The following is a 23,570-nucleotide window of genomic DNA, read 5'->3' on the forward strand; positions in this document are numbered from 1 at the left end:
GAGGCGCGGGTTCCAGGGTTCCCGGGGCTCGGGCATGGGCGGACGGCCCGGTACCGCGCGTCGCCGCGGGAGGGGCGGGGTGGATCCGTGGACGGGGCCGCCGGGTGTGGACGGCCACAGCCCCCGGGGCGACCTCGTGGTGTGCGGGTACTGCAGCACCCGCACAAACGAGGAGGGCCCCGGCACAGGGCGGTTCGGGCCTAGCCGGCGTCGGCCGGCTCGGGTTCCTCCGGTGGCCGGGCCGCGGGACGGCGCCGGGCCTTGGGAGCCGGCTTCGGCGGGGCCGCGACGGCCCGTACCAGCGCCACCACGACCCAGCCGGCGAGCAGGCACCAGGGCAGCCGGCCCACCATCTCCTCCGTCGTGAGGTCCCCGCGCAGCCCGAGCGCGAGCACGGGCACGGCCAGCACGAACCCGACGAGGAGGACGTCCCAGCGGAACGGGCTCATGCCTGCGGGCTGTCCAGGCGCTCGCAGAGCAGCGAGGCCCAGCGGTGCGGCGTCGCGCGGACGCCGTCGAGGAGGGCCACGGGCACCGTCAGCCGCTGCAGCACCGCGGCGGGGTCGGCGCTGAGGTCGGTGTCCTGGACGACGAGGGCGTCGACGCGGGTCAGCCCGTCGAGCCAGACCTCGAGGTCCTCGGGCTTGCGGGTCGCTTCCACGACGGCCCAGACCGCGGCCGGCGACCAGATGGCCAGCATCTGGGACACCCAGTAGACATCGCTGCGCAGCGGCGCGTCGACCGCGACGATGGTCAGCGTGCCCGAGTCGGCCGCCTCCTGCCGGCGGTCGATGGCGGCGTCGATCGTGGTCATCCGGCTGCCCTTGGGGGCGAGGCCGGCGAGGTCGCCACGGGTGGCCCACTGCACGCGGTCGGGGTCCAGCCGCAGCGACGCGGCCAGGGCCCGTGCGGCCCTGAGGGTCTCGACGCCCGGACCGACCACGAACAGCACCTCGCCGGCGCCGGTTGGCAGCCGCGGCGCCTCGGGCAGCCGCTCGGCCAGCGCGCGGGTGAGCGCCGCATAGGTGCCGTCGGCCCCGATGCGGTCGACGACGTCCTCCCCGAGCAGCTCACGGGGCACGCCGAGCTCGCGCAGCCGGGCGACGACCTCGTGCGGGTACGCGGGAGCCGCCCCGGTCCGCGGTGCGGCCGGGACGTCGGCGGCGGAGTTCCCGAGCCCGGGCACGTCCGGGTGGTCGTCGCCGCCGGGCAGGGGGGCGACGGGCAGTCGGGTGACGGTCGCCAGGGTGCGGGTCGGCGCGGGCGACGGGGCCGTCCCGCTCGCCTCCGCCGGCGCGGGGGCGACCTCGTCGCGCGGGCGGGACGGTGCCGGACGCGACGGCGGGACCGCCGGACGCCCCGACGACGGAGGCACCGGCGGCAGGCCGCGACCACGGGCACCGGCCAGGGGCGGCAGGAGGGAGACCGGCGGCATGACGGTGGTGGCGTCCAGGGACATGCTCAGGGGAGCGGGGTCGCTGGCGGTTCGCGCCAGCAACGGGGCGGCCTCGACCAGGTCCGTGGCGAGGTGGGCCCGCGCGTCCTCGACGACGGTCTCCTCGGCCGCGACCTCCGCGACCGGGGCGCCCTCCGTCTCGGCTTCCGCCGCCACGAAGGCCTCGACGACCGGCTGGTCCGCCACGGCCTCCTCGTCGACGGCCTCCTCGTCGACGGCCTCCTCGTCGACGGGCTCCTCGGCGACGGGCCCCTCGTGGAGCAGCTCCGCGGGGACCGGGGCCTCGGCCACCGGCTCGTGGACGGGGAGCTCCTGGACCGGCGCTGCGACACCAGCGGTCGGCCCCGCAGCGGTGACGAGCACGTCCGTCCAGATGGGTGCGCCATCGGTGGCCGCGGTGGGAGGCGTCGGCTCACCCCACAGCGTGGTGCTGCCGGCGGAGCTGCCCCACCCGAGGTCGACGGGCGCCGGCGCGGGCGCGGCCGGGGTGCCGAAGAGCGGGAACGACGCGCCGACGACCGGTTCGACGACGGGCCGGACGACCCGCGGCGCCGGCGACACCGGCAGCGCGCCGACGGGGGGGAAGAGCGGGTCGGCGGTCTCGTCGATCACCGGGGCCGGCGCGGCCGGCTCGTCGATCTCCAGGGCCGAGGCCGCCGGCTCCTCGATCTCCAGGGCCGGGGCGACCGGCTCGTCGATCAGCGGGGCCGGCGCGGCCGGCTCGTCGGGGACCGCGGCCGGGGGCGCGGGCTCGTCGAGGGCCGCGACCGGCAGCACCGGCTCGGCCAGCGCGTCCCGGGGGGAGTCCCCGGCCAGCATCTTGCGCAGGATCCCGGCCAGCGCCTCGTCCGAGTGCCCACGGGCCAGGGCGTCACGCAGCGCCTCGGCGATCTCCTCCTGCCGGGCGGACGGTGCCGGGGCGGCGGGCTCCTGCGGTGCAGCCGCCCACCTGGGCAGCTCGCGGGCACCGGTCGTGGGCGTGGAGGGCGGCGCGGTGGCCTGATCTCTCACCGGGGTCTCCTCCTGCTGCACGGCCTGGGACCGCTTCGACGGATCTGCTGAACGGATGGCCGCGGCCAGCGACGGCCGGGGTGCCGGCGCGGACGCGGCCGGGAAGGGGTCGTGAGCCGGCGCGGCCGGGAAGGGCTCCTCCGGCTGGGCCAGCGCGTGGTCGACGGCCTGCCGCACGTCCCGGTCCCCGGAGACCATGCGGGCCAGGGCCGCGGTGAAGGGCGAGGGCGCGACGCCGGCGTCCGGCTGCTCCGCCGGTGCCACCAGGACGGTGGCGTGCGCGCGCGGGGCGGCCGCGGGCTCGCGCGTCGCCTTGGGGAAGGTGGCGCGGGCCGGCGACGAGCGACCGTGGGCGTGGGCGTGGGCGTGGGCGGGGGCTGCCGCGGCCGACGGGCCGCCACCGAGCAGACCGGCCAGCTCGTCGATCCGCTCGTCGTCCCGGGCCGGGCGTGCCGACGGCGCGGCCGACCAAGATGGCGTGACGCCGGAGTCCGTGGACCCCGACCGCGGGGTGACCCGCCGGGCGACCGGCTCGGCCGCGGCCGGGCGGGCGGCCTCCGCGGCCCAGGCGGCGGCGCCGTTGCGGGCGGGCGCGGTGGCGCGCGCCCGCGCGGGGGCTGCGGCCGCGAGCGGGGAGTCGTACGCGGCGACGGGGGTGGCCTGGGCGGGACCCGCCGAGGGCGACGGCACGCCGGGGCGCGCGAACTGGTCGGGCGCGACCTCGGCGATGTAGCGCTCGGTCGCGAAGAAGCCCAGGACGCCGCCCGACCGGACCCGGCGCACGCCGACGACCCGGGCGTGCGGACCGAACTGCTCGCGGGCCGCCGCGATCGCGTCGTCGCGCGTGGCGGCCTCAACGGATCGCAACGGCACCGCTCACCACTCCCAGCGACTCGATCTGGGCCGTCCGGGACACCTCCGCGTAGGAGATGACCGGCAGCCGGGGCAGGATCTGGCGCATCAGCCGCGCGAGCGCCGCACGGACCTGAGGCGAGCAGACGAGGACGGGGGACAGGCCCTGCCGCTCGGCGTCCTCGAGCATGCCGCTGCAGCCGTGGACGAGAGCGTCCACCGCGCCGGCGTCGAGGGCCAGGACGGCACCCGACTCGGTCTGGCGGACCGACTCGAGCAGGCGCTGCTCGAACCCCGGCTCCAGCGTGAACACGTGCAGGCGCTCGTCCGGCGTGACGTAGGGCTGGCTGATCGCCGACCCCAGCGCCGTCCGGGCCGCCTCGACGAGTCCGTCGAGGTCGGAGGAGTGCTTGGCACGTACAGAGAGTGCCTCGAAGATGCGGACGAGGTCGCGGATCGACACACCCTCGGCGAGCAACGCGTGCAACACGCGTTGCACCTCTCCCAGGGTGAGCAGGGCGGGCGTGAGCTCCTCGACGACGACCGGGTGGGAGCGGCGCACCATCTCGACGAGGAGGCGGACGTCCTCCCGGCCGAGCAGGTCCGCGGCGTTCTGCCGGACGACCTCGGCCAGGTGCGTCGTGATGACCGACGAGCGGTCGACCACGGTGGCGCCGGCCATCTCGGCGGCGCGCTGCAGCTCGGCGGGCACCCACTTGGCGGCCAGCCCGAACACCGGCTCGCGCGTGGGCTTGCCGGGCAGCCCGTCCAGCGCGTCGCCGATGGCAAGGACGGTGCCGACCGGAGAGCTGCCCTTGGCGACCGGCACGCCGTTGAGCCAGATGACGTACTGCGAGGAGGGCAGGTCGAGGTTGTCGCGGGTGCGCACCAGCGGGATGACGAGGCCGGTCTCCATGGCGACCTTCCGCCGCAGCGCCTTGACGCGGTCCAGCAGGTCGCCGCCGCGGGCGGTGTCGACCAGGTCGACCAGGTCGAACGCCACCTCCAGCTCGAGCGGGTCGACGCGCATCTTCTCCGCGATCGCCTCGGGCGAGTCGGGGGCGGGCTCCAGCTCGGCGGCGGCTGCGGCGCCCTCGGCGTCCTCGTCGACCTCCTCGGGCTCGGTCATCCGGCTGGCCATGACGAGGAAGGCCACGCCGACGAGGAGGAAGGGCAGCTTGGGCAGGCCGGGGATGAGGCAGAGCGCCAGGGCGGCGCCGCCGGCGATGCGCACCGGCTGCTTGAACCGCCCCAGCTGGGCGATCAGGTCGGTGCCCATGTCGCCCTCGCTGGCCGAGCGCGTCACGATGATGCCGGTCGCGGTCGACATCAGCAGCGCCGGGATCATCGAGACGAGCCCGTCGCCGACCGTGAGCAGCGAGTAGGTGCTCACCGCTTCCGCCGGCGCCATCCCGCGCTGCATCATGCCGATGGCGAAGCCGCCGATGAGGTTGACCAGGGTGACGACGATGCCGGCGATGGCGTCGCCCTTGACGAACTTGGAGGCGCCGTCCATCGAGCCGTAGAAGTCGGCCTCGGCGGTGACCTCGTGCCGCCGCTTGCGGGCCTGCGCCTCGTTGATCAGGCCGGCGTTGAGGTCGGCGTCGATCGCCATCTGCTTGCCGGGCATGGCGTCGAGGGTGAAGCGGGCGCCGACCTCGGCGACCCGTCCGGCACCGTTGGTGATCACCACGAACTGCACGATGGTGAGGATCAGGAAGATCACGAGGCCGACGATCAGCGAGCCGCCGATGACGATGTGGCCGAAGGCCTCGATCACCTTGCCGGCGTAGCCGTCGGTGAGCACCAGCCGGGTCGAGGAGACGTTGAGGGCGAGGCGGAACAGCGTCGCGATGAGCAGCAGCGACGGGAAGACCGCGAAGTCGAGCGGCTTCTTGATCTGCATGGCGACCAGCAGCACCAGCAGCGAGATCGTCAGGTTGAGCCCGATGAGCATGTCCATCGCGCCGGCGGGCAGCGGCACCACCAGCATGAGGACGATGGCGACGACGCCGATCGGGACGGCGGCCTTGCCCAGGCCTTTCACTCGCCCGCTCCGGGCTCGCACGAGGGACGCTGGCTCACCCCTCCCTCATCGGCAGGTCGGCGGGCGCCCGGTACCGCGCCACCGACGCCGTCCTCCCTCACCGCTCACCGTGAGGTAGGACGCGTCATGACCAAGGTTCTGATCGTGGCCGCGGGTCGGTCCTCAGGCGGCGACGGGACGGCGGCGGCCGGCCTTGGGCAGGTCGGTGACGTCAGGGGCCTCGAACCCGGGGCGGTGGAAGCCACCCCGCACGCCGCGCGCACCCAGGTGCATGACGAACGCCAGCACGCGGGCGACGGCGGTGAACAGCTGCGGCGGCACCTCCTGGCCCAGCTCGCACGAGGCGTGCAGGGCGCGGGCCAGCGGGATGTCCTGCACCAGCGGGACGCGCGCCTCGGTGGCCCGCTGGCGCAGCTTCGTCGCGACCTCCCCGGCGCCCTTGGCGACCACCCGTGGCGCGCCCTGGGCGGCGTCGTACTTCAGCGCGACGGCGACGTGGGTGGGGTTGACCAGCAGGACGTCGGCGTCGGCGACCTCGGCCATCATCCGGTTCCGCGACATCGCCATCTGCACGCCGCGGCGGTGGGCCTTCATGTGCGGGTCGCCCTCGGCCTGCTTGTGCTCCTGCTGGATCTCGTACTTGCTCATCTTCAGCTCCTTCATCATCTTCTTCCGGACGACGACGTAGTCGGCGACGGCGATGACGAGGCCGGTGACCGCGACGACGCGGAACATGAGCACGGCGGAGTCGGTGAAGGTGGCCGCGACGGCGGAGAGCGGCAGCGCGCCCGCGGAGGAGACCAGCGCCTGGGCCCGTTCGCTGGTGACGATGACGACCGTGCCGAGGGCCGCCGTCTTGATCAGCGCCTTCGACATCTCCCAGAGGCCCTGGGTGCCGAACATGCGCTTGAGGCCGGGCAGCGGGTTGAACTTCTTCAGCTTGGGCTGCAACGGCTTGGTGGTCGGGTGCACCCCGCCCTGGGACGCGGAGGACACGATGCCCACCAGCATCAGCGCGAGCGCGGTCGGCAGCAGCGTGGTCAGGAAGGCGATCAGCGCCTGCCCGAGCAGCGCGGTGACGGTGGTGACCTGCGGGTCGTGCACGACGGTCCCGACGTGCACGAACAGCTGCCGCACCGCGTCGAAGGCGGCGCCCACGAGCACCGGCAGCAGGAAGCTGGCCGCCGCCACGCCCAGCCACGTCCCCAGCTCCTGGGTCCGCGGGATCTGCCCGTCCTTGCGCGCCTTCTTGAGGCGCTGGGGAGTGGGCGCCTCGGTCTTCTCACCACCCGGTCCGTCCTTGGCCATGCGTCACCTCCTCAGCCGCCGCGCAGCGAGGTCATGGCGCGGGCGCCGTGCTCGAGCAGCGAGTCCAGGGCCGGGGGCAGCAGCGGGAAGGTCAGCCCGAGCATCGCCAGGGTCAGCATGATCTTCACCGGGAACCCGAGGGCGAAGACGTTGAGCGCGGGAGCGGCTCGGCTGAGCAGGGCCAGCGCGACGTCGGCGAGCAGCAGCACCGCCACCATCGGCCCGGCGATCTGCATCGCGGCCAGGAACATCATCGAGAACGCGGTGATGAGCACCGAGGCGATCTGGTCGGTGGGCACGTCGCCGCCCACGGGCAGACCTTCGTACGAGGTGGCGAAGCCCTTGACCATGAGCAGGTGCCCGCCGCTGGTGAACAGCAACGTCGTCGCCAGCAGGTAGTGCAGCTTGCCCAGGGAGCCGTTCTGGGTCATCGCCATCGGGTCGTAGCCGGGCTGCAGGGAGAAGCCGCCGGCGAGGTCGAGGACGTCACCGGCCATCTGCACCGCCGTGAACAGCACCTGGACGACGAACCCGAGCGCCGCGCCGATGACGACCTCGGTGACGGCGGTGACCAGCAGGAATGCCGCCGTCGGCTCGGGCAGGGTGGGCGCGATCTGGGTGGACAGCAGCACCGCGAGGGCCAGGGCGAGGGCGCCCTTCACCGGGCCGGGGATCACCCGCGAGTTGAACGGCGGGGCGAGCAGGACGAAGCCGGCGGCCCGCGCCGTGCCGAGGAGCAGGGCCGCGAGCGTGACCGCCGGGACCGAGAGGTCCACGCGGCTACGTCCGGTCGAGCAGTGCCGGGAGCTGGTCGAACAGGGCGTGGGTGAAGCTGACCAGCTCGGAGAGCACCCAGTTCCCGGTCACCAGGAGGGCGATCGCGACGGCGATCATCTTCGGGACGAAGGAGAGCGTGGCCTCCTGGATCTGGGTGGCCGCCTGGAACAGCGAGATCAGGAAACCGACCAGCAGCGCGGTCAGCAGGATGGGCGCGGCGACTTTGGCGGCGACCATCATGGTCTGCGCGGCGATCTCGGTGACGTCGGCGTCGCTCATGGCTCGACTCCGTCCTCGTTCCGCTCCTCGCTCGTTCCTCGCTGCGATGCCCGCTCGGGCGTCGTCCTCGCGTGGCTCATCGCTAACCCGCCCCCCCGTAGGAACCCACCAGGGCGGTGGTGATCAGCGCCCAGCCGTCGACGACGACGAAGAGCAGCAGCTTGAAGGGCAGCGACACGATGGTCGGCGGGACCATCATCATGCCGAGCGCCATGAGGGCGGCGCTGACGAGCATGTCCAGCACCAGGAACGGGATGAAGATGACCAGGCCGATGATGAAGGCGCTCTTGAGCTCGGAGAGCACGAACGCCGGGATCAGCGTGGTCATGCTGACCTGCGTCGCATCGGCCGGGGCCTCCTCGCCGGAGAGCCCGATCATCAGCTTCAGCTCGTCCTCGCGGGTGTTGTCGAGGAGGAACTCGCGCAGCGGCACGGCGCCGGCGTCGTAGGCCTGCGACACCGACATCGCGCCGTCCATGTACGGCTGGACGGCGACCTCGTTGATGTCGGAGAACACCGGGCCCATCACGAAGAGCGTGAGGAACAGCGCGATGCCGGTGAGCACCTGGTTCGGCGGCGACGTCGCCATGCCGAGCGCGTTCCGGGTCAGGCCGAGCACCACGATGATCTTGGTGAACGAGGTCGCGAGCAGGAGCACCGACGGCGCGACCGACAGCACCGTGATCGCCAGGATCAGCGTGATGGAGCTGCTGGGCGAGCCGTTCCCGATGGAGATGTCGACGGCTCCGCCGACCTCGGGGGCGGTCGGCGCCGTCGGCGCGGTGGGCGCCGTGGGGGCGGCTGCGGCCGGGCCGGCGAGGACCACCGCCGCCAGGGAGGCGACCAGCAGGGTGAGCAGGACGACGAGCGCGCGGCTCGCAGCCCGCCGGCTGCCCGCGCGGGGCGGGCACGCGGTGGTGGGGGTCATGACCGGCGGACCGTGCGTTCGCGCAGTTCGTCCACCAGCGTGCCCCAGCCGTTCCGGTCCAGGACCGAGCCGGCGAGCGCGCCCTCCGACGCGGGACGGGCGGCCGGGACCGCGGAGGCGTCGTCGGACGGCTCGCCGGTGGGCCGCAGCCGCGCGGGGGAGCGCTCGGCGAGGGCTGCGTCGACCGCCTCGCCGTCGACCTCCGCCAGCAGGGTGACCTGCTCCTCTGTGGCGCCGATGACGAGGACGACGTCGGCGATGCGGACGACGTTCACCGTGCTGGCGCGGCCCAGCCGCTGCCGGGCGACCACCTGGATGAGGCCGTTGCCCTGACCCAGGCCCTTCTTCTTCGCCAGGCGGGCGGCGAACCACAGGACGCCGCCGATGAGGGCCAGGGACAGGAAGAGCCGGATGATCATCCACGTCATGAGGCCGCGGCTCCCAGCTCGGCGGCGTCGGTGACGATCTCGCTGATCCGCAGCCCGAAGTCCTCGTCCACGACGACGACCTCACCGCGCGCGATCAGCGTGCCGTTGACCAGCAGGTCGGCGGGGGCGCTGGCGGCGCGGTCGAGCTCGACGACCTCGCCCGGGTGCAGCGACAGCAGCTCCTGCACCGTCATCCGGGTGCGACCGATCTCCACGGTGACCTCCATGGCCACGTGGCGCAGGAGCTCGAGGCTGCCCCGCTGCTCGCGGGCCGCGGGCAGGGTCACCTGGAGCGCGAGGGTGGCCTGGTGCTCGCCGTCGCCCAGGAGCGGGACGGCGACGAACATCCCCTTGTCGCGCAGCCCGTCGAGGGCGGCGACCGGCTCCTCGGTGCGCTCCGAGGCGACCCGGACCCGGCCGAGCGCGGCCGCGGCCGCCTCCAGCGCGGGACGCAGCGCGGCCGAGACGTCCATCTGCCCGACGGGGGAGTTCTGCAGCGCGTCGACGACGTCGCCCGAGACGACCAGCACGACGTCGCCGGAGACCTCACCGGACAGCCCGGCGGTGACCGCGAGCGCTGCCGCCGGCGGCAGCGGGACGGTGTCCGGGTCGCTGACCGGCGCACCGGCAGTCAGCGCCGAGGTCGAGGGGACCAGGGCGGCGGCCGCCCGGGCGGCCGCGGCGACGACCGCCGTGACGGTCTGGGAGTCCTGCGAGTCGGTGCGGGGCGCGGTCATGCGGAGTCCTTCGCGGCGTGCGGGGCGTGCGGGGTGGGGACGATCGAGGCGGCCAGGCGGCGCCGGTGGTTGCTGGCGATGGCGTAGGCGAACGTCACGTCGTTCGTCGTGACCTCCAGCGGGCTGTCCCGCGGGTGGCGGAGCAGCAGCACGTCGTCGACGGCGAGGGAGAGCAGGTCGGAGGAGGAGACCGTGAGCGGGGAGAAGCGGACGCTCACGTCCACCGGCACCAGGTTCAGCCGGTCGATCAGTGCCTCGCGGGCGCGCTGGCGCTTGCGCAGCGCGGACTCCGAGAGCTGCGGGGAGGCGGCGTTGTTCAGCGACTGGGCGAAGGACGAGAACGGCAGCACGACCGTGGCCTCGCCCTCGCGGTTGCCGACCTGCATGGTGAAGGTCGCGACCATCACGGTGTCCGAGCCGGCCGCGGCCTGGGCGAGCTGCGGGTTGTACTCCCGCCCGACGAGCACCGGCTGGATCTCCGTCACCGGCGCCAGCGACACGGCGAACTCGTCGAGCAGCCGGTCGAGCAGGTGGTTGGTGATGGTGGTCTCCATCGCCGTCATCGGCCGGTTCGGCTGCTCGGCGGTCCCGGAGCCGCCGAGCATGTGGTCGACCATGGCCATGGCCATGTCGAGGGGGAAAGCCAGCAGCCCCTTGCCGGCCAGCGGCTCCAGGGAGAAGGTCGAGATGAAGCTGGGGTTGGGCAGCGTCCCGACGTAGTCGTCGTAGGAGAACTGCTCGATGCCGCCGAGCTCCATGCGGGCGCCGGCGCGGAGGAGGGTCGTGAGGAGCGTCGTCGCCTGCCGCGCGAAGTTTTCCTGCGCGATCTGCATGACCCGCACGTGCTCGCGGGAGAGCTTCGTCGGCCGGCGGAAGTCGTAGGTGCGCGGCGCCCCGCGGCGGCTGCGGCTGCTCGTGACCGGGGCCGCGGGACCCGGGGCGGCGGGGGCCGGGGCCGGCGCGGCGGCCGGGGCCGGTCCGGTCTCGGGAGTGGTCACGCAACCCCTCATCGGCGGAGACCGGCAGCACCCTGACCGGGCGCGGAGCGTCTCCCGTGCCGGCCGGGAGGCCTGTGGCGGGTGGTGCGGGTGGAGCGCAGCAGGGGTGCCCTCCGTGATCGGAGGACACCCCTGCGTGGTCGGGAGGACAGGCGCTACTGGGTGACGTATTCCGTGTAGTAGATGCCCATGACCATCGGGACCTCGTGCTCGGTGTAGGCCTCGATGATCTTCTGCTCCAGGGACTCCTTCAGCGCGTCCCGGGCGTTGGTCACGTCCGCGGGGTTGGCCTGGGAGAACGTGGAGATGATCGCGTCGTAGGCCTTGGCGCCGTCGACACCGCCGCTGCCGTGGCCACCACCGGCGGCCTCGAGCGTGTACTCGAGGGTGATGCCGATCTTCAGGTAGCCGCCGCCGGCGAGGTTCACCGCGATCGGCTCCAGCGCGGTGTAGCCGCCGTGCTCGGGTGCCGCGGCCTCCGCCTCGCCCGATCCGGCGAAGAGGAAGAAGTAGGCGGCACCGGCCCCGGCGAGCAGCACGACCGCGAGCGCCAGGAAGAGCTTCTTCTTCCCGCCCTTGGCCTCGGTCTCCTCGCCCTCGGCGGGGGCGTTCTTGTCCTTCTTGCTCATTCGGTCACTCCTCGGTGGGCGGCGTCGAGGCCGGGCAGGAGGGCGTTGGCCTCCGCCGACGCGGTGGACAGGACGACGACGTCGACCCGTCGGTTGACGGTGAGGGCGGTGGGGTCGGACTCGGGCACCAGCGGCCGGGTGGACGAGTAGCCGGTGGCCGACAGGCGCGGCTGCGGGACCCCGTCGGCGGCCAGGTACCGGACGACCGTGGTCGCGCGGGTCGCGGACAGCTCCCAGTTGGACGGCCACGGGCCGCCGGGGGTGACCGGGAGGTGGTTGGCGTGGCCCTCGACCCCGAGCTGGTTGGGCAGCTCGCCGAGGGTGGGGGCCACCGCGCTGAGGATGGCACGCCCCTCCGGGCGGAGGACGGCCTCCTCGGCGTCGAAGAGCACCTGGTCGGCCACGATGTGCACCACCAGCCCCCGCTCGTCGATCTCGTAGCGGGCGGCGCCGGCGTGGCCCGCCGCGGTGAGCGCCGCCTCGATCTTGTCGCGCGCGGCGGCCAGCTCGTCGTACGCGGCCGCCGCCTCGGCGGCGACGCGCTCGGCCCGTTCGGCCGCGGCCTGCGCGGCCGCCTTGTCGATCTCGGCCTGCTGGACGGTCGGGTCCTGCGGTATCGCCGAGGCGATGTCCACCACGACGGGCAGCCCGTCGAGGACGGAGCCCTCCGGCGTCGGGCCGGGCTGCACGGTGATCGGCCCGCCGAAGCTCTCGGCCATGCCCTTGGCCAGGGCGGCGAACTTCTGCTCGTCCACCTTGCTCATCGCGAAGAGGACCACGAAGAGCACGAACAGCAGCGTCATCATGTCGAAGCCCGACACCAGCCACCGCTCGTGGTTCTCGTGCTCCTCGTGCTCCTCGTGCTTCTTGCCGCGGCGGCGGCCGTGAGCGCTGCTCACCCGGTCACGCCGCTTCCTTGGCCACCGAGCCCGGTGGCACGAGCGAGGTCAGCTTGAGCCGGACGGCACGGGGGCTGGTGCCGGCCTGGATCTCGGCGATGCCCTCGACCAGCAGCTCCATCTGCGCGGCCTGCAGCTCGCTGACCCGGAGGATCTTGGCGCCCATCGGCAGGAACCAGAAGTTGGCGGCCATGACGCCCCACAGCGTGGCGATGAACGCCGCGGCGACCATCGGGCCGAGCGACTCCGGGTCGTTCAGGTTCCCCATGACGTTCATCAGGCCGACGATGCAGCCCAGGATGCCGATGGTCGGCGCGTAGCCGCCCATGTTGTTCATGAACTTGGCGGCGACCTTGTCCTCGGCCTTCTTGGCCGCGATCTCGCTCTCCAGGACGGCGCGCAGCTCCTCGGGGTCGGTGCCGTCGATGCCCATCTGCAGCCCGCGCTTGAGGAACGGGTCCTCGATCTGCTTGACCTGCGCCTCGAGCGCGAGCAGCCCCTCCTTGCGGGCCTTCTCGGCGAGGCTGACCAGGGTCTGGATCTGGTCGGTCGGCGGCGGCACCTTCGCCGGCATCACGGCCATCTTGAACCAGCTGCCGACGTTCTTCAGGTCGTCCATCGTCTGGCTGGCCGCTGCCGCGCCGAAAGTCGCGATGACGACCAGGACGATCGCCGGCAGGAAGATCAGCGAGGTCGGGTCGGCGCCTTCGAGGATCATGAAGACGACCAGGGCGACGAGGGAGATGGCGAACCCGATCAGGGTGGCCGGATCCACGGATCAGCGCTCCTCTCGGGTCGGGAAGGGGACGACGGACGAGTCACCGGCCGGCTGCTCGGGCACGTGCGGCCGGTAGGTGCCGCGGTCCATCTCGTAGGAGAGGGCGAGGATGCCGGCGCGGTACTCGCGGATCTCCTGCAGCACCTCGGCCACGCTCTCCTTGAGCAGGTACTTCGTGCCGTCCACCAGGAAGGCGACCGTGTCGGGGTGACCCTCGACCTTCTCGATCAGGTCGGGGTTGAGCGCGAACTCGTCGCCGTTCAGGCGCGTCACTCGGATCACGGGTCGGTCCTCTTGCTCGGGGTGCCCGTGCAACGGGCGGGAACGGCAGTTCTGTCATCGGCCCCGGCCGGGACCTCCTTGAGCCGAAGGTGCCGGCGGGGGGCGTGTGACGGACGGCCCGGTCACCCCTCGGGTGACCGGGCCGCCGCCGGTGAGGCCCTTGATCAGCGCTTGAGGTTCACGAGGTCCTGGAGGATCTCGTCGGAGGCGGTGATCACCCGGCTGTTGGCCTGGAAGCCGCGCTGGGCGACGATCAGCCCGGTGAACTCCTCGCTGAGGTCCACGTTCGACATCTCCAGCGCGCCGGAGCTCAGCACCCCGCGGCCGCCCTGCCCGGCCAGGCCGATCATCGCGACGCCGGAGTTGTCGCCGACGCGGAAGGCGGAGTTGCCGGCCTTCTCCAAGCCGCTGGGGTTGTTGAACGAGGCCATGGCGAGCTGACCCAGCGGCTGGCGCAGCCCGTTGGAGTAGATCCCGGTGATCGTCCCGTCGTTGCCGAGGGTGAACGACTGGAGCGATCCCAGGGCGTAGCCGTCGGGCTCGGGGGCGGCAAGGGTGTTCGCGCCGCCGAACTGCGTGAGCCCGGCCAGGCTCATGGTGACCGGGTTGGTCCAGCTCGGGTAGCCGGCCGGCGTGAAGGGCGCCAGCTCGAAGTCCGGGCCGGCCGGCGTCGTCAGGTTGCCCGCGGCGTCGAAGACGATGCCCGTGGGCGCCATGAGCGGGGTGCCGTCGGCGTGGACGACGCTGACGTCCCAGGTGTTGGGGCCGGTCTTCTCGAGGTTGTACGCGACCTTCTGCAGCACGCCCTGGCTGTCGTACATGTCGGCCCCCACCTGGAAGGTGGTGGCGCCGTCGGAGGGCAGATTGCCGACGATGCTGCCCGCCGTCGTCGGCTTCGGGTTCACGATCTGCCCGTAGGGCACCACCAGGTCGCGGATGGGACCGTTGGCGTTCACGACGCCGTTCGCGTCGGCCACCCAGCCCTGCAGGACGGAGCCGTCCGGGGTGACCAGCTTGCCGGTGGCGTCGAAGTCGAAGGAGCCGGCCCGGGTGAACAGCTGCTGCCCGCCCGCACCGTTGACGACGAAGAAGCCGTCGCCCTCGATCATGAAGTCGGTGGACCGCCCGGTGGACTGCGCCGCACCGTTGGTCCAGTTGGTGGTGATGCCGGCGAGCTTCACGCCGAGACCGATCTGCGCGGGGTTCGTGCCACCCCGGTCGGCCGCCGGCTGACCGCCCGCGCGCACGACCTGGGAGAGCGTGTCCTGGAAGACGGTGGCGCTGCTCTTGAAGCCGACGGTGTTGACGTTGGCGATGTTGTTGCCGGTGACGTCCATCTTGGTCTGGTGGGCACGCAGACCGGAGATGGCGGAGAACATGGAGCGGAGCATCGGGGATCTCCTCCGGGTGGGGGCTCGGGCTGGGGGAGCGCGGGTCGGCGCGGGGTATGGGGAGGCGTCAGCGGGTGCCGACGTCGGTGATCCGGCCCACGGGCACGGCGACGCCGCCGATCGTGGCCTCGGCCTCGGCCTTGTCGGTGGCCAGGCGGACGGAGGTGACGACGCCGGTCTTCGAGGCGCCGGTCGAGTCGGTGTAGGTGACGGTCTGGCCGACCATCGCCCCGGCGCTGCTGGAGCGCTGCAGGGCCAGCATCGAGGCGTTCTGCTTGGCGATCTCCTCGAGCTTCTCCACCTGGCTGAAGGTCGCCGTCTGCGCCATCAGCTGGTTGGTGTCGGCCGGGTTGCCGGGGTCCTGGTACTTCATCTGGGCGACGAGCAGCTTGAGGAAGGTGTCCTTCCCCATCTGGTCACCGCGGTCGACGGAGCTCGTCGCGGAGTACGTCGCGGTCGCGCCCGTGGCACCGCTCACTGCGTCCGGCATGTGGGCTCCTCGCTCTCAGACGCGCACGTCCACGCCGGACGACGTGGATCGGTTCTGGGGGGCAGCGCGCCCCTCTCCGCTATCGGCAGGGCGACCGCCCGGTCGTGACCACCCGCCGGCCGGCTCGTGCGACCCGCCGCGGCTCCCGGTGTCCTGCCGGGCCTGCTGCTCGGCGGCGTGCCGGGACAGCCACGAGCCGCCGGCGTCGGCGTCCACCTCGACCCGTGACGGGCTGAGGCCGGCGGCCTCCAGATCGCGGCGGAGCTCGGGGAGCGCCTCCAGCAGGGCCGCGCGGCCGAGCTCGTGGGCGCCCCGCAGGGTCAGGTCGAGCACGCCCTCGGCAACGGTGACCTGCAGCTGCACCGGGCCCAGGTTCTCGGGCGTGAGCACCAGGGTCATCGTGTGCGACCCGGTGCCGGCGTCGCTGAGGAGGGCCACCTGGCGGGAGACCTGCGCCGACACCGGGGTCGCTGCGCCGGTGCCGGTCGCCGCACCGGTCGCGGGCAGCGGTGCCGGGGCCGGTGCCGGGGCGCCGGTGACCGCAGGCGGGACCTCGGCCTCCACGGCGGGGACGGGTGCGACGCCGGCGGCGCCCTCCCGGCCGGTGCCGGGATCACCGGATGCCTGCTGCCCACCGACCGCCGCGGCGGGGGCTCCGGCGACCGGCAGCCCCGGGGTGCCGGTCGCCGGGGTCGCCACCGACGTGCCGGCGGCTGCCGGGAGCTGTGCCCCGGCCTTCCGCGACGCCGCAGGGGTGTCCGCGACGACGGCGATCCCCGGTGTCTCCGCGCGCCCGGCCGCCCGGCCGTGCTCCGCGCCGTCGCCGATGACGGTGGTGGCGGCCGCGGCACGGGTCGAGGCGGTGGCCGGCAGCTCGGGCCCGGGCCGGCCCGCGGCGGGGGTGCCGGGTACCGGTCCGGCGGTCGGGGCGGCGGGTGCACCGGGGGCGGGTGCGGCGCCGGCCGGGTCCACGGTCCCGGTCGGCGTCAGGGCCGGTGCGGTGACCGCGGGCGCTGTCGAGGTGGCGGCCGCGCTCGCGGCGACGGCGGGTCCGGCGGCGTCCTCGGCCGGAGGTGTGGCCGTCGCGCCGCGCAGCAGGGCCCACAACCCGGCGGCCACGGCCGCCGCGCCGGTGGCCACGACCGGCGCCGTGGCCTGCTCCTCCGCAGCGGCGGTCTGGTCATCCGGCGCCTGCCCCGAGGGGTGCTCCCGGCCTTCGGCGCCGGCGTCGCGCACACCACCGGCCAGCGCGCCGTCCAGGGCGGAGGCGAACGGCGCCGCGGTCTCGCCGGACCCGCCCGCGGTCGAGGTGGCGGGCGCGGTACGCGCAGCCGGAGCGGCGGCCGTCACGGGAGCGGTCATCTGTAGGCCTCCGCCTTGCTCATCACGGACCGGACGTAGTTCTGGGTCTCCGGGTAGGGCGGGATGCCGCCGTAGCGGCTCACCGTCCCGGGCCCGGCGTTGTAGGCCGCCAGCGCCAGCTCGGTCGAACCGAACTGGCGGGTCAGGGAGCTGAGGTAGCGGGCCGCACCGTCGATGGCCGAGGACGGGTCGAGCGCGTCGACGCCCAGCCCCCTCGCCGTCGCCGGCATGAACTGCATGAGGCCCTGGGCGCCCGCCGGGGAGACCGCCGAGGTGTTGAAACCGGACTCCTGCTTGGCGACGGCGGCCAGCAGGGCGGCGTCGACGCCGTGCTTGCTGGCCGCGCGCTGGAACAGGTCCGCGTAGGGCACCCCGGCCAGCGCGCCCGCGGCCGCCGGGGCGGCGGCCGGGAGGGTGGTGGCCTCGGGCAGCACCCGGCGGATCACGGTCGGGTTGCCGACCGCCTGGACCTGCACGTCCTCGCCGGCCTGCGGGGCGGCGATCATCTGGCCGTTGCCGAGGTAGATGCCCACGTGGTCGATGCCCGCGCGGGACGAGGAGTGGTCGAAGAAGACCAGGTCGCCGGGGCGCGCGGAGGCCAGCGAGGCGACCGCCCTCCCGGCGGTCGCCTGCTGGGACGAGGTGCGCGGCAGCTCGATGCCGAGGTTGCCGAACACCAGCTTGGTGAAGCCCGAGCAGTCCAGGCCCTTGCGCGGGTCGGTGCCGCCCCACAGATAGGGGACGCCGAGGTACTTCTGGGCCTCGGCGACCACCGCGCTCTCGGACGCGGAGGTGGCCCCGGTGGCCACGGTGCCGACGGCGGAGCTGCCGGTGAGCCCGGCGGCGCCGGCGGCCGCGGCCCATGCGGAGGACGACGCGGTCCGCGCGGTCGTCGGCTGGAACCGGGCCTGGATCTCGGCGATCCGCGACTGGACCGCGCTCAACCCCTCCACGCCGTCCCCCTCTCGCTGTCGTCGGTGCCCGTGCCGCGGACCGCGCGGCCGGTGACCAGGTCGTCGGTGGCCCGCTCCTCGGCGGTGTCGGCGGCGTGCTGCTGGGCCAGCCGGTGCCGCTCCGCGAGCCGCTCGAGGGCCTTGGTCCGGCGCGCGGCGGCGGTCCACTCGGCGCGCACCGCCTCGGCCTGCTCGGCCTGCGCCGTGGCCAGCGCCCGCGCGTCGGCGGCGTCGGTGGCCGCCGTCCGCAGCAGCACCATGGCAGCCACGAACGACCCGGCCGGCAGCGACGGCGGGAGCACCGCGCCGGCCAGCGCCGTCTCCTGCTCGCTGGCCCGCCGGGCGGCCTCGCCGGCGACGTGCGCGGCGGCGGCAGCAGCGGCCGCCGCCGCCCGCTCCTCGCTCCGGCGCAGCTCCAGGACCGGCTGCAGCCGGAAGGCGGCGCGCTTCACGCGGCCCTCGCGATGCGCTGCAGCCAGGCCCAGGCCTCGGGGGCCGACGTCGACTCACCGAGCGGCTGCTGGAGGAACGCGTCGATCTGGGGGGCGAGTTGCCGGGCGCGGTCGACCAGCGGGTCGCTGCCCGCCTGGTAGGCGCCGATCTCGATCAGCTCCCGGACGTCGCGGAGCGCGCCCATGAGCCGGCGGATCTCGCGCGCGTCGGCCATCTGCGCCGGGGGCACCACGGCGCCGGCGACGCGGGAGATCGACTCGAGCACGTCGATGGCGGGGAAGTGCCCGGTGGTGGCCAGCTTGCGCGTCAGCACGACGTGCCCGTCGAGGATCGAGCGGGCCGTGTCGGCGATCGGCTCGTTGTGGTCGTCGCCCTCGACGAGGACGGTGTAGAGGCCGGTGATCGAGCCGACCGCGCCGGTGCCGGCCTTCTCCAGCAGCTGCGGCATCATCGCGAAGACGCTCGGCGGGTAGCCGCGGGTGGCCGGCGGCTCGCCCGCGGAGAGGCCCACCTCGCGCTGCGCCATCGCGGTGCGGGTGATCGAGTCCATCAGCAGCAGCACGTCGCGGCCCTCGTCGCGGAAGGCCTCCGCGATGCGGGTGGCGACGAAGGCGGCCTTGAGGCGGACCAGCGGCGGCTCGTCGGAGGTGGCGACCACGACGACCGTGCGGGCCAGGCCCTCGGAACCGAGGTTCTCCTCGATGAACTCGCGCACCTCGCGGCCGCGCTCGCCGATCAGGCCGATGACGCGGACGTCGGCGTCGGTGCCGCGGGTGATCTGGGCGAGCAGGCTGGACTTGCCGACGCCGGAGCCGGCGAAGATGCCCAGGCGCTGCCCCTTGCCGCAGGGCACCAGCGTGTCGAGGGCGCGGACGCCGAAGGTGAGCGGTTCGGCGACGCGGGCGCGGGAGAGGGCGTGCGGCGTCGTCGTCGCCAGGTCGACCCAGGACACGCGGCCGTCCAGCGCCGGGCCCCCGTCGACCGGCCGGCCGAGGCCGTCGAGGACGCGGCCGAGCAGCGCCTCGCCGACCGGCACCTGCAGCGGGCGGCCGGTGGCCCGCACCGGCGCGCCGGCGTGCACGCCGGACAGCCCGCCCAGCGGCATGCAGGTGAGCCGCTCGCGGCCCACCGCCACCACCTCGGCGAGCAGCGGGCGGCCGGTGGGGTCGACCTCCACCAGGTCGCCCACGGCCGCGGAGACGCCGTCGACGCTGAGCGTGAGGCCCATGGCGCCGGTGACGACGCCGGTCACCTGCGGGCGGGCGGCGGCGCGGGCGCGCTCCAGGACGCTCGGGGGGACGGTCATGCCCCCAGCACCTCCTGCACGCGGGCCAGCGCCGTGCCCAGCTGCGCGTCGATCCGCCGCGGACCGGACTCGGCGACCGCGCCGGCCCGCTCCACCGACGGGTCGGCGACCACCCGGACGCTGTCGGGCAGGCCGGCCAGCGCCTCGTCGGGCACCTCGGCGAGGTCGTCCGGGTGCAGTCGCACGACGGCGGGGGCGTCGGTGGGGCAGAAGGTGAGCGCCCGGCGCACGGCGTCCATGACCGGGTCGGTGGCCAGGGCGAGCTCCCGGCCGAGGAGGTCCTCGACGAGGGTGAGGGCGGTCCCGACGATCGAGTCGCGGATGTCGTCCGCGACCGGGCGGGCGTGCTCCTCCAGCTGGCGGGCGGCGACGCCGAGGGCGGCGGTGGCGGAGACCAGCCGGCGCTCCCAGCGGGCCTGCACCTCGGCCAGCCGTTCCCGGGCCTCGCGCTCGGCCTCGGCGACGACCGACTCCGCGGCCAGGAGCCCTTCGGCGTGACCGGCGGCGAACCCCTCGGTGCGCGCCTGGGCCCGCAACCGGGCGAGCTCCTCGGCGTAGACGTCGCCGAGGCGGAACGAGGGCTTGCTGCCGGCGACCGGCTGGTCCTCGGCCCGGCGCACCGTCGTCCGCCGCTCGACCGGCGAGGGATGAGCGGGGACGGCGGGGGAGCGTGGCGCCGGGGGGACCGCCGGCGGCGCAGCGGGCAGGGGGCTGCCGGCCGAGCGGGCGGCCGGGACGACCGCGGCGACACGGGTGCCGGCGCCGTGCTCGGCCATGACCTCCCGGTAGGGGCGGGCCAGCGCGGCCGAGCCGCCGCGCAGGACCGCGCCCTCCCGCGGCGGCCGGTGGCCGTCAGGAGACGAACTCATCGTCCCCACCGCGGTTGATGGTCAGCACACCCTGCTCCTCCAGGGTGCGGATGACCGCGACGACCTTGGCCTGCGCCTCCTCGACCGTGCGGGTGCGCACCGGGCCGAGCAGCTCGATCTCCTCGGTGAGGTTCTCGGCCGCGCGCTCGGAGAGGTTCCGCTTGATCTTGTCCTGCACGTCGGGCCGCACACCCTTGAGCGCGGTGGCAAGGTCGTTGGCCTCCACCTCGCGCAGCACCAGCTGCAGGGAGCGGTCGTCGATGGTGACGATGTCCTCGAAGACGAACATCTGCGAGCGGACCTGGTCGGCCAGCTCCGGGTCGGTGTTGTCCAGCCACTCGAGGATGGAGCGCTCGGTCGGCCGCGGGGAGCGGTTGATGATCTCGACGAGGGTCTCGACGCCGCCCACGGTCGTCATGTCCTGGTGCGCCAGGATCGAGCCCATCCGGCGGCCGAGCTCCTCCTCGACCAGCCGCACCATCTCCGGCGAGGTGCGGTCCATCGTGGCGATGCGGTGGGCCACCTCGGCCTGCTGCTCGGGGGCGAACCCGGAGAGCACCTCGGCCGACTGCGCGGCCGTGAGGTGGGCCAGCACCAGGGCGATGATCTGCGCGTGCTCGTCCTTGAGGAAGGTGACGAGCTGGCGCACGTCGGCGTTGCGCAGCGAGGCGAACGGCACCTCGGTGTAGACGACGTTCAGCCGGGAGAGGATGCCCTCGGCCTTGTCCTGCCCCAGGCCCGCGGCGAGGATCTCGCGGGCGAACTCGACGCCGCCGCGGCCGACGAACTGCTGCGCGGTCATCAGCCCGTGGAACTCGCGCATGACGCCGTCGACGTCCTCGAGCTCCACCGAGCCCAGCTTCATCAGCTCGCGGGTGAGCGCCTCGACCTCGCGGGGGCGCAGCTGCGCGAGCAGGACGCCGGCCTCCTCCTTGCTCATCTGGGCGAGGAAGACGGCGGCCTTGCGCAGGCCGGGCATCTCCGGCCGCGGGGGAGCGGCGACGGTGCCCGGCTGGATGCTGGCGAGCGTCATGACTTGCTCTCGCTGAGCCAGCCGCGCAGCATCGCCGCGACCTCGTCGGGGCGTTCGCTGACCATCGTGGAGATCTCCCCCCGGACCTTCGCCCGCTCGGCCGCTTCCAGCTCCAGGGCCGCGTCGGTGAGCGGGACCTCCTCGCGGGTGCTGGCCACCCGCAGGCGGTCGAGCTCGGCGAGCATCTCCTCGTCGAGCTCCAGCGGCTCGTACTCCTCCTCCTCGTCGGCGCCGCGGCGGGAGCGCAGCCAGACGATGAGGACGACCAGCGCGATGCCGGCAGCGATGCCGCCGGTGCGGATCAACGACCACATCTGCGCGCTGGCCTCCGCCTCGCGCGCCGCCTCCATCGCCGCGGCGGCAGCCTCGGCCGCGGTGGCGTCGAAGGGCAGCGCGGCGACGGTGATGTCGTCGCCGCGCGCCTCGTCGAGGCCGACGGCGGTGACCATCAGGTCGGTCATCTGCTGCTGGTTGAGGTTGCCGGCGACGTCGGCGTCCATGACGACGGAGACGGTGAGGCGGTTCAGCTCCCCGGGAGCGCCCTGCACGACCTCGGTGGTCTCCCCGACGGCGTTGTTGGCCGTCGTCGACTCCTTGTTGTAGGTCGACTCGCCGCCGGCGTTCTCCGCGGCGTCGGGCATGTTCTCCGGGCCGAGGACGCCGCCGACCGGTGCGCCCGTCCCGACGTACTCCTCGGTGGTCGTCTGCTCCGAGATCGGCGGGATGCCCTCGTCGAACTGGTAGGTCTTCGAGGTGGTGCTGCGCTCGGAGAGGTCCACGTCGGCGCGCACGGAGACGACGGAGCGCCCTGGGCCCACGACCGAGTCGAGGATCCGCTGCGCGCTGGCCGACAAGCGGTTCTCGTACTCCTGCTCCACCTGCGACCGCGCGTCGCCGGCGGCGGCGGTCACGCCGGTGCCGGCGGCGGAGAGGACCTGGCCGGTCGAGTCGGCGACGGTGACCTGGTCGGGGTCCATGCCCTGGATGCTCGAGGAGACCAGGTTGGTGACCGCCTGGATCTGCTCGCCGGCGAGCGCTGTGCCGGGGGCCAGGTCGAGGAGCACCGAGGCGGTGGGCTCCGCCTTGTCGCTCACGAAGACCTCGTCCTCGGGCAGCGCCACGTGCACGACGGCGGAGTTGACGCCGGCCAGCGACTCCAGCGTCTTCGCCAGCTCGCCCTCCAGGGCCCGCTGGTAGGTCACCTGCTGCTGGAACTCGCTGGTGGTGATGCCCTGCTCGTCGAGCAGCGCGTAGCCGGTGTCATTGCCCGCCGGCAGACCCTGGCCGCTCATGGCCAGCCGCAGGTCGTACACCTTGTCCTTGGCGACCATGATCGTGCTGCCGCCGTCGGCCAGGTCGTAGGCCACGCCCTGGGCGTTGAGCTCCTCGACGATCGCGGAGGCGTCGCTGGCGGCGAGGTTGGAGAACAGCGGGGCCTGGGTCGGCGTGGTGATCCAGCTGTAGAAGAAGAACCCGCCGAGGGTCAGCCCCGCCAGCAGCAGGCCGATGACGACCTTCTGCCCGAGGCTGATCGTGTCGAACGAGGAGCGGGCACGCTCCAGCGTCCCGGCGAGTGCCGACTTCATCAGATCTGCATCCTCATGATCTCGTTGAAGGCCGCGACGGCCTGGTTCTTGATCGTCACGACCATCTCGGTCGCCAGGCCGGACTCGGCGCTGGCGATCATGTAGTCGTGGACGTCCTTCAGGTCGCCGGTGGCGGCCTGCACGGCGAGCTCGCTGGTGACCGACTGCGTGGCCTGCAGCTTGTCGAAGGCGGTCGCGAGGACGGCGGCGAAGCCGTCGGCGCCCTCGGTCGCGGTCGTGCCGCGGGTGCTGCCGGCGACACCGGTGACCGCACCGACCCCGACGGGGGTGATGCCGCCGAGCGGGATCGTCATCAGCGCTTCCCGAGCTGCAGGGCGGCCTGGTACGCGCTGGTGGCCCGCTCGACGACGGCGAGGTTCGCCTGGTAGCCGCGCTGGGCCATCATCATGTGGGTCATCTGGTCACCGAGGTCGATGTCCGGGTACTTCACGTAGCCGCCCTCGTCGGCCAGCGGGTGGTCGGGTTCGTAGACCAGCCGGCCCTCGGGGTCGCCGAATTCGGCGCGGGCGACGCGCACGCCGCCTTCACCGGAGCCGTAGTCCACGGCCTGGGCCACGACGAGCCGCGCCTGGAAGGCGTCCTCGTCGGTCCGGGTGACGGTGTTGATGTTGGCGATGTTGTCGGCGGCGGCGTCGAGCCACTTCCGGTGGGTCATCAGCCCGGACTGGGAGATGCTCAGGGCCTGGAACATGCTCAT

General features: G+C 73.9%; 25 protein-coding genes. All 25 read right to left on the reverse strand.

From position 1 onward, the window contains the following. Positions 1-200 precede the first annotated feature (200 nt). The 25 genes from ACI79W_RS08765 to ACI79W_RS08885 all read right to left on the reverse strand — a co-directional run bounded on the left by ACI79W_RS08765 (position 201) and on the right by ACI79W_RS08885 (position 23,570). Positions 201-449, reverse strand: coding sequence for a hypothetical protein (locus tag ACI79W_RS08765; protein WP_456561689.1), 249 nt, complete (start codon positions 447-449; stop codon positions 201-203). Then, positions 446-3,340 carry a hypothetical protein gene (locus tag ACI79W_RS08770; RefSeq protein WP_456561690.1) on the reverse strand — a complete coding sequence of 965 codons (2,895 nt, stop codon included), beginning with the start codon at positions 3,338-3,340 and terminating at the stop codon, positions 446-448. Before ACI79W_RS08770 ends, ACI79W_RS08765 begins: the two co-directional genes overlap by 4 nt. Further along, positions 3,321-5,366 (reverse strand): flagellar biosynthesis protein FlhA, encoded by a 2,046-nt coding sequence (gene flhA / locus ACI79W_RS08775; RefSeq protein WP_456561691.1) that lies wholly within the window; start codon positions 5,364-5,366, stop codon positions 3,321-3,323. Before flhA ends, ACI79W_RS08770 begins: the two co-directional genes overlap by 20 nt. Before the next feature lie 162 nt (positions 5,367-5,528). After that, a complete protein-coding gene (locus ACI79W_RS08780) occupies positions 5,529-6,674 on the reverse strand; it encodes an EscU/YscU/HrcU family type III secretion system export apparatus switch protein (RefSeq protein WP_456561692.1) in 1,146 nt (381 codons plus the stop codon). 11 nt (positions 6,675-6,685) lie between these two features. Continuing rightward, positions 6,686-7,450, reverse strand: coding sequence for a flagellar biosynthetic protein FliR (gene fliR, locus ACI79W_RS08785; RefSeq protein ID WP_456561693.1), 765 nt, complete (start codon positions 7,448-7,450; stop codon positions 6,686-6,688). Between the two features lie 4 nt (positions 7,451-7,454). Then, positions 7,455-7,730, reverse strand: coding sequence for a flagellar biosynthesis protein FliQ (gene fliQ / locus ACI79W_RS08790; RefSeq protein ID WP_456561694.1), 276 nt, complete (start codon positions 7,728-7,730; stop codon positions 7,455-7,457). Positions 7,731-7,812: 82 nt separating this feature from the next. Next, positions 7,813-8,658, reverse strand: a complete 846-nt coding sequence (gene fliP, locus ACI79W_RS08795) for a flagellar type III secretion system pore protein FliP (RefSeq protein ID WP_456561695.1) — start codon at positions 8,656-8,658, stop codon at positions 7,813-7,815. Then, on the reverse strand, positions 8,655-9,086 hold the full coding sequence (locus tag ACI79W_RS08800) for a FliO/MopB family protein (RefSeq protein ID WP_456561696.1): 432 nt from the start codon (positions 9,084-9,086) through the stop codon (positions 8,655-8,657). The genes fliP and ACI79W_RS08800 overlap by 4 nt, the downstream gene beginning before the upstream one ends. Beyond that, the gene (gene fliN / locus ACI79W_RS08805; protein ID WP_456561697.1) at positions 9,083-9,823 is read right to left on the reverse strand and encodes a flagellar motor switch protein FliN; all 741 of its coding nucleotides are present in this window, start codon (positions 9,821-9,823) and stop codon (positions 9,083-9,085) included. The genes ACI79W_RS08800 and fliN overlap by 4 nt, the downstream gene beginning before the upstream one ends. Then, positions 9,820-10,821, reverse strand: coding sequence for a flagellar motor switch protein FliM (locus tag ACI79W_RS08810; RefSeq protein ID WP_456561698.1), 1,002 nt, complete (start codon positions 10,819-10,821; stop codon positions 9,820-9,822). Before ACI79W_RS08810 ends, fliN begins: the two co-directional genes overlap by 4 nt. Before the next feature lie 155 nt (positions 10,822-10,976). After that, on the reverse strand, positions 10,977-11,450 hold the full coding sequence (locus tag ACI79W_RS08815) for a flagellar basal body-associated FliL family protein (RefSeq protein ID WP_456561699.1): 474 nt from the start codon (positions 11,448-11,450) through the stop codon (positions 10,977-10,979). Next, complete coding sequence (locus tag ACI79W_RS08820) at positions 11,447-12,349, reverse strand: flagellar motor protein MotB (RefSeq protein WP_456561700.1); 903 nt, start codon at positions 12,347-12,349, stop codon at positions 11,447-11,449. Before ACI79W_RS08820 ends, ACI79W_RS08815 begins: the two co-directional genes overlap by 4 nt. A gap of 4 nt (positions 12,350-12,353) precedes the next feature. Then, positions 12,354-13,124, reverse strand: a complete 771-nt coding sequence (locus ACI79W_RS08825; RefSeq protein WP_456561701.1) for a motility protein A — start codon at positions 13,122-13,124, stop codon at positions 12,354-12,356. A 3-nt stretch (positions 13,125-13,127) separates the two neighbouring features. Beyond that, complete coding sequence (locus ACI79W_RS08830; protein ID WP_456561702.1) at positions 13,128-13,409, reverse strand: flagellar FlbD family protein; 282 nt, start codon at positions 13,407-13,409, stop codon at positions 13,128-13,130. A gap of 164 nt (positions 13,410-13,573) precedes the next feature. Continuing rightward, a complete protein-coding gene (locus ACI79W_RS08835; RefSeq protein ID WP_456561703.1) occupies positions 13,574-14,800 on the reverse strand; it encodes a flagellar hook protein FlgE in 1,227 nt (408 codons plus the stop codon). A gap of 67 nt (positions 14,801-14,867) precedes the next feature. Then, positions 14,868-15,290: a flagellar hook assembly protein FlgD gene (locus tag ACI79W_RS08840; RefSeq protein ID WP_456561704.1), complete on the reverse strand. Its 423-nt coding sequence runs from the start codon at positions 15,288-15,290 to the stop codon at positions 14,868-14,870. 15 nt (positions 15,291-15,305) lie between these two features. Beyond that, entirely contained in the window at positions 15,306-16,652 is a 1,347-nt protein-coding gene (locus ACI79W_RS08845) for a flagellar hook-length control protein FliK (RefSeq protein WP_456561705.1), read from the reverse strand. Continuing rightward, positions 16,649-17,605, reverse strand: coding sequence for a transglycosylase SLT domain-containing protein (locus tag ACI79W_RS08850; RefSeq protein WP_456561706.1), 957 nt, complete (start codon positions 17,603-17,605; stop codon positions 16,649-16,651). Before ACI79W_RS08850 ends, ACI79W_RS08845 begins: the two co-directional genes overlap by 4 nt. Continuing rightward, on the reverse strand, positions 17,593-18,057 hold the full coding sequence (locus ACI79W_RS08855; protein ID WP_456561707.1) for a flagellar FliJ family protein: 465 nt from the start codon (positions 18,055-18,057) through the stop codon (positions 17,593-17,595). Before ACI79W_RS08855 ends, ACI79W_RS08850 begins: the two co-directional genes overlap by 13 nt. Beyond that, positions 18,054-19,364 carry a FliI/YscN family ATPase gene (locus ACI79W_RS08860; RefSeq protein WP_456561708.1) on the reverse strand — a complete coding sequence of 437 codons (1,311 nt, stop codon included), beginning with the start codon at positions 19,362-19,364 and terminating at the stop codon, positions 18,054-18,056. Before ACI79W_RS08860 ends, ACI79W_RS08855 begins: the two co-directional genes overlap by 4 nt. Beyond that, a complete protein-coding gene (locus ACI79W_RS08865) occupies positions 19,361-20,233 on the reverse strand; it encodes a FliH/SctL family protein (protein ID WP_456561709.1) in 873 nt (290 codons plus the stop codon). Before ACI79W_RS08865 ends, ACI79W_RS08860 begins: the two co-directional genes overlap by 4 nt. After that, entirely contained in the window at positions 20,217-21,266 is a 1,050-nt protein-coding gene (fliG, locus tag ACI79W_RS08870; RefSeq protein ID WP_456561710.1) for a flagellar motor switch protein FliG, read from the reverse strand. Before fliG ends, ACI79W_RS08865 begins: the two co-directional genes overlap by 17 nt. Beyond that, the gene (fliF, locus tag ACI79W_RS08875; protein ID WP_456561711.1) at positions 21,263-22,852 is read right to left on the reverse strand and encodes a flagellar basal-body MS-ring/collar protein FliF; all 1,590 of its coding nucleotides are present in this window, start codon (positions 22,850-22,852) and stop codon (positions 21,263-21,265) included. Before fliF ends, fliG begins: the two co-directional genes overlap by 4 nt. Continuing rightward, a complete protein-coding gene (gene fliE / locus ACI79W_RS08880) occupies positions 22,852-23,166 on the reverse strand; it encodes a flagellar hook-basal body complex protein FliE (RefSeq protein ID WP_456561712.1) in 315 nt (104 codons plus the stop codon). Before fliE ends, fliF begins: the two co-directional genes overlap by 1 nt. Further along, positions 23,166-23,570, reverse strand: coding sequence for a flagellar basal body rod protein FlgC (locus ACI79W_RS08885; RefSeq protein ID WP_456561713.1), 405 nt, complete (start codon positions 23,568-23,570; stop codon positions 23,166-23,168). Before ACI79W_RS08885 ends, fliE begins: the two co-directional genes overlap by 1 nt.

The sequence above is a fragment of the Blastococcus sp. SYSU DS0533 genome (genome assembly GCF_054050775.1).

Bases quoted from the DNA above. Each gene is read 5' to 3' on its own strand.
- fliE (WP_456561712.1), bottom strand. From the start codon at position 23,166: ATGACGATCCCGCTCGGCGGCATCACCCCCGTCGGGGTCGGTGCGGTC.
- ACI79W_RS08845 (WP_456561705.1), bottom strand. From the start codon at position 16,652: ATGACCGCTCCCGTGACGGCCGCCGCTCCGGCTGCGCGTACCGCGCCC.
- ACI79W_RS08765 (WP_456561689.1), bottom strand. From the start codon at position 449: ATGAGCCCGTTCCGCTGGGACGTCCTCCTCGTCGGGTTCGTGCTGGCC.
- ACI79W_RS08835 (WP_456561703.1), bottom strand. From the start codon at position 14,800: ATGCTCCGCTCCATGTTCTCCGCCATCTCCGGTCTGCGTGCCCACCAG.
- fliP (WP_456561695.1), bottom strand. From the start codon at position 8,658: ATGACCCCCACCACCGCGTGCCCGCCCCGCGCGGGCAGCCGGCGGGCT.
- ACI79W_RS08780 (WP_456561692.1), bottom strand. From the start codon at position 6,674: ATGGCCAAGGACGGACCGGGTGGTGAGAAGACCGAGGCGCCCACTCCC.
- ACI79W_RS08885 (WP_456561713.1), bottom strand. From the start codon at position 23,570: ATGAGCATGTTCCAGGCCCTGAGCATCTCCCAGTCCGGGCTGATGACC.
- ACI79W_RS08860 (WP_456561708.1), bottom strand. From the start codon at position 19,364: ATGACCGTCCCCCCGAGCGTCCTGGAGCGCGCCCGCGCCGCCGCCCGC.
- fliQ (WP_456561694.1), bottom strand. From the start codon at position 7,730: ATGAGCGACGCCGACGTCACCGAGATCGCCGCGCAGACCATGATGGTC.
- fliG (WP_456561710.1), bottom strand. From the start codon at position 21,266: ATGACGCTCGCCAGCATCCAGCCGGGCACCGTCGCCGCTCCCCCGCGG.
- ACI79W_RS08815 (WP_456561699.1), bottom strand. From the start codon at position 11,450: ATGAGCAAGAAGGACAAGAACGCCCCCGCCGAGGGCGAGGAGACCGAG.
- ACI79W_RS08840 (WP_456561704.1), bottom strand. From the start codon at position 15,290: ATGCCGGACGCAGTGAGCGGTGCCACGGGCGCGACCGCGACGTACTCC.
- fliF (WP_456561711.1), bottom strand. From the start codon at position 22,852: ATGAAGTCGGCACTCGCCGGGACGCTGGAGCGTGCCCGCTCCTCGTTC.
- ACI79W_RS08865 (WP_456561709.1), bottom strand. From the start codon at position 20,233: ATGAGTTCGTCTCCTGACGGCCACCGGCCGCCGCGGGAGGGCGCGGTC.
- ACI79W_RS08800 (WP_456561696.1), bottom strand. From the start codon at position 9,086: ATGACGTGGATGATCATCCGGCTCTTCCTGTCCCTGGCCCTCATCGGC.
- fliN (WP_456561697.1), bottom strand. From the start codon at position 9,823: ATGACCGCGCCCCGCACCGACTCGCAGGACTCCCAGACCGTCACGGCG.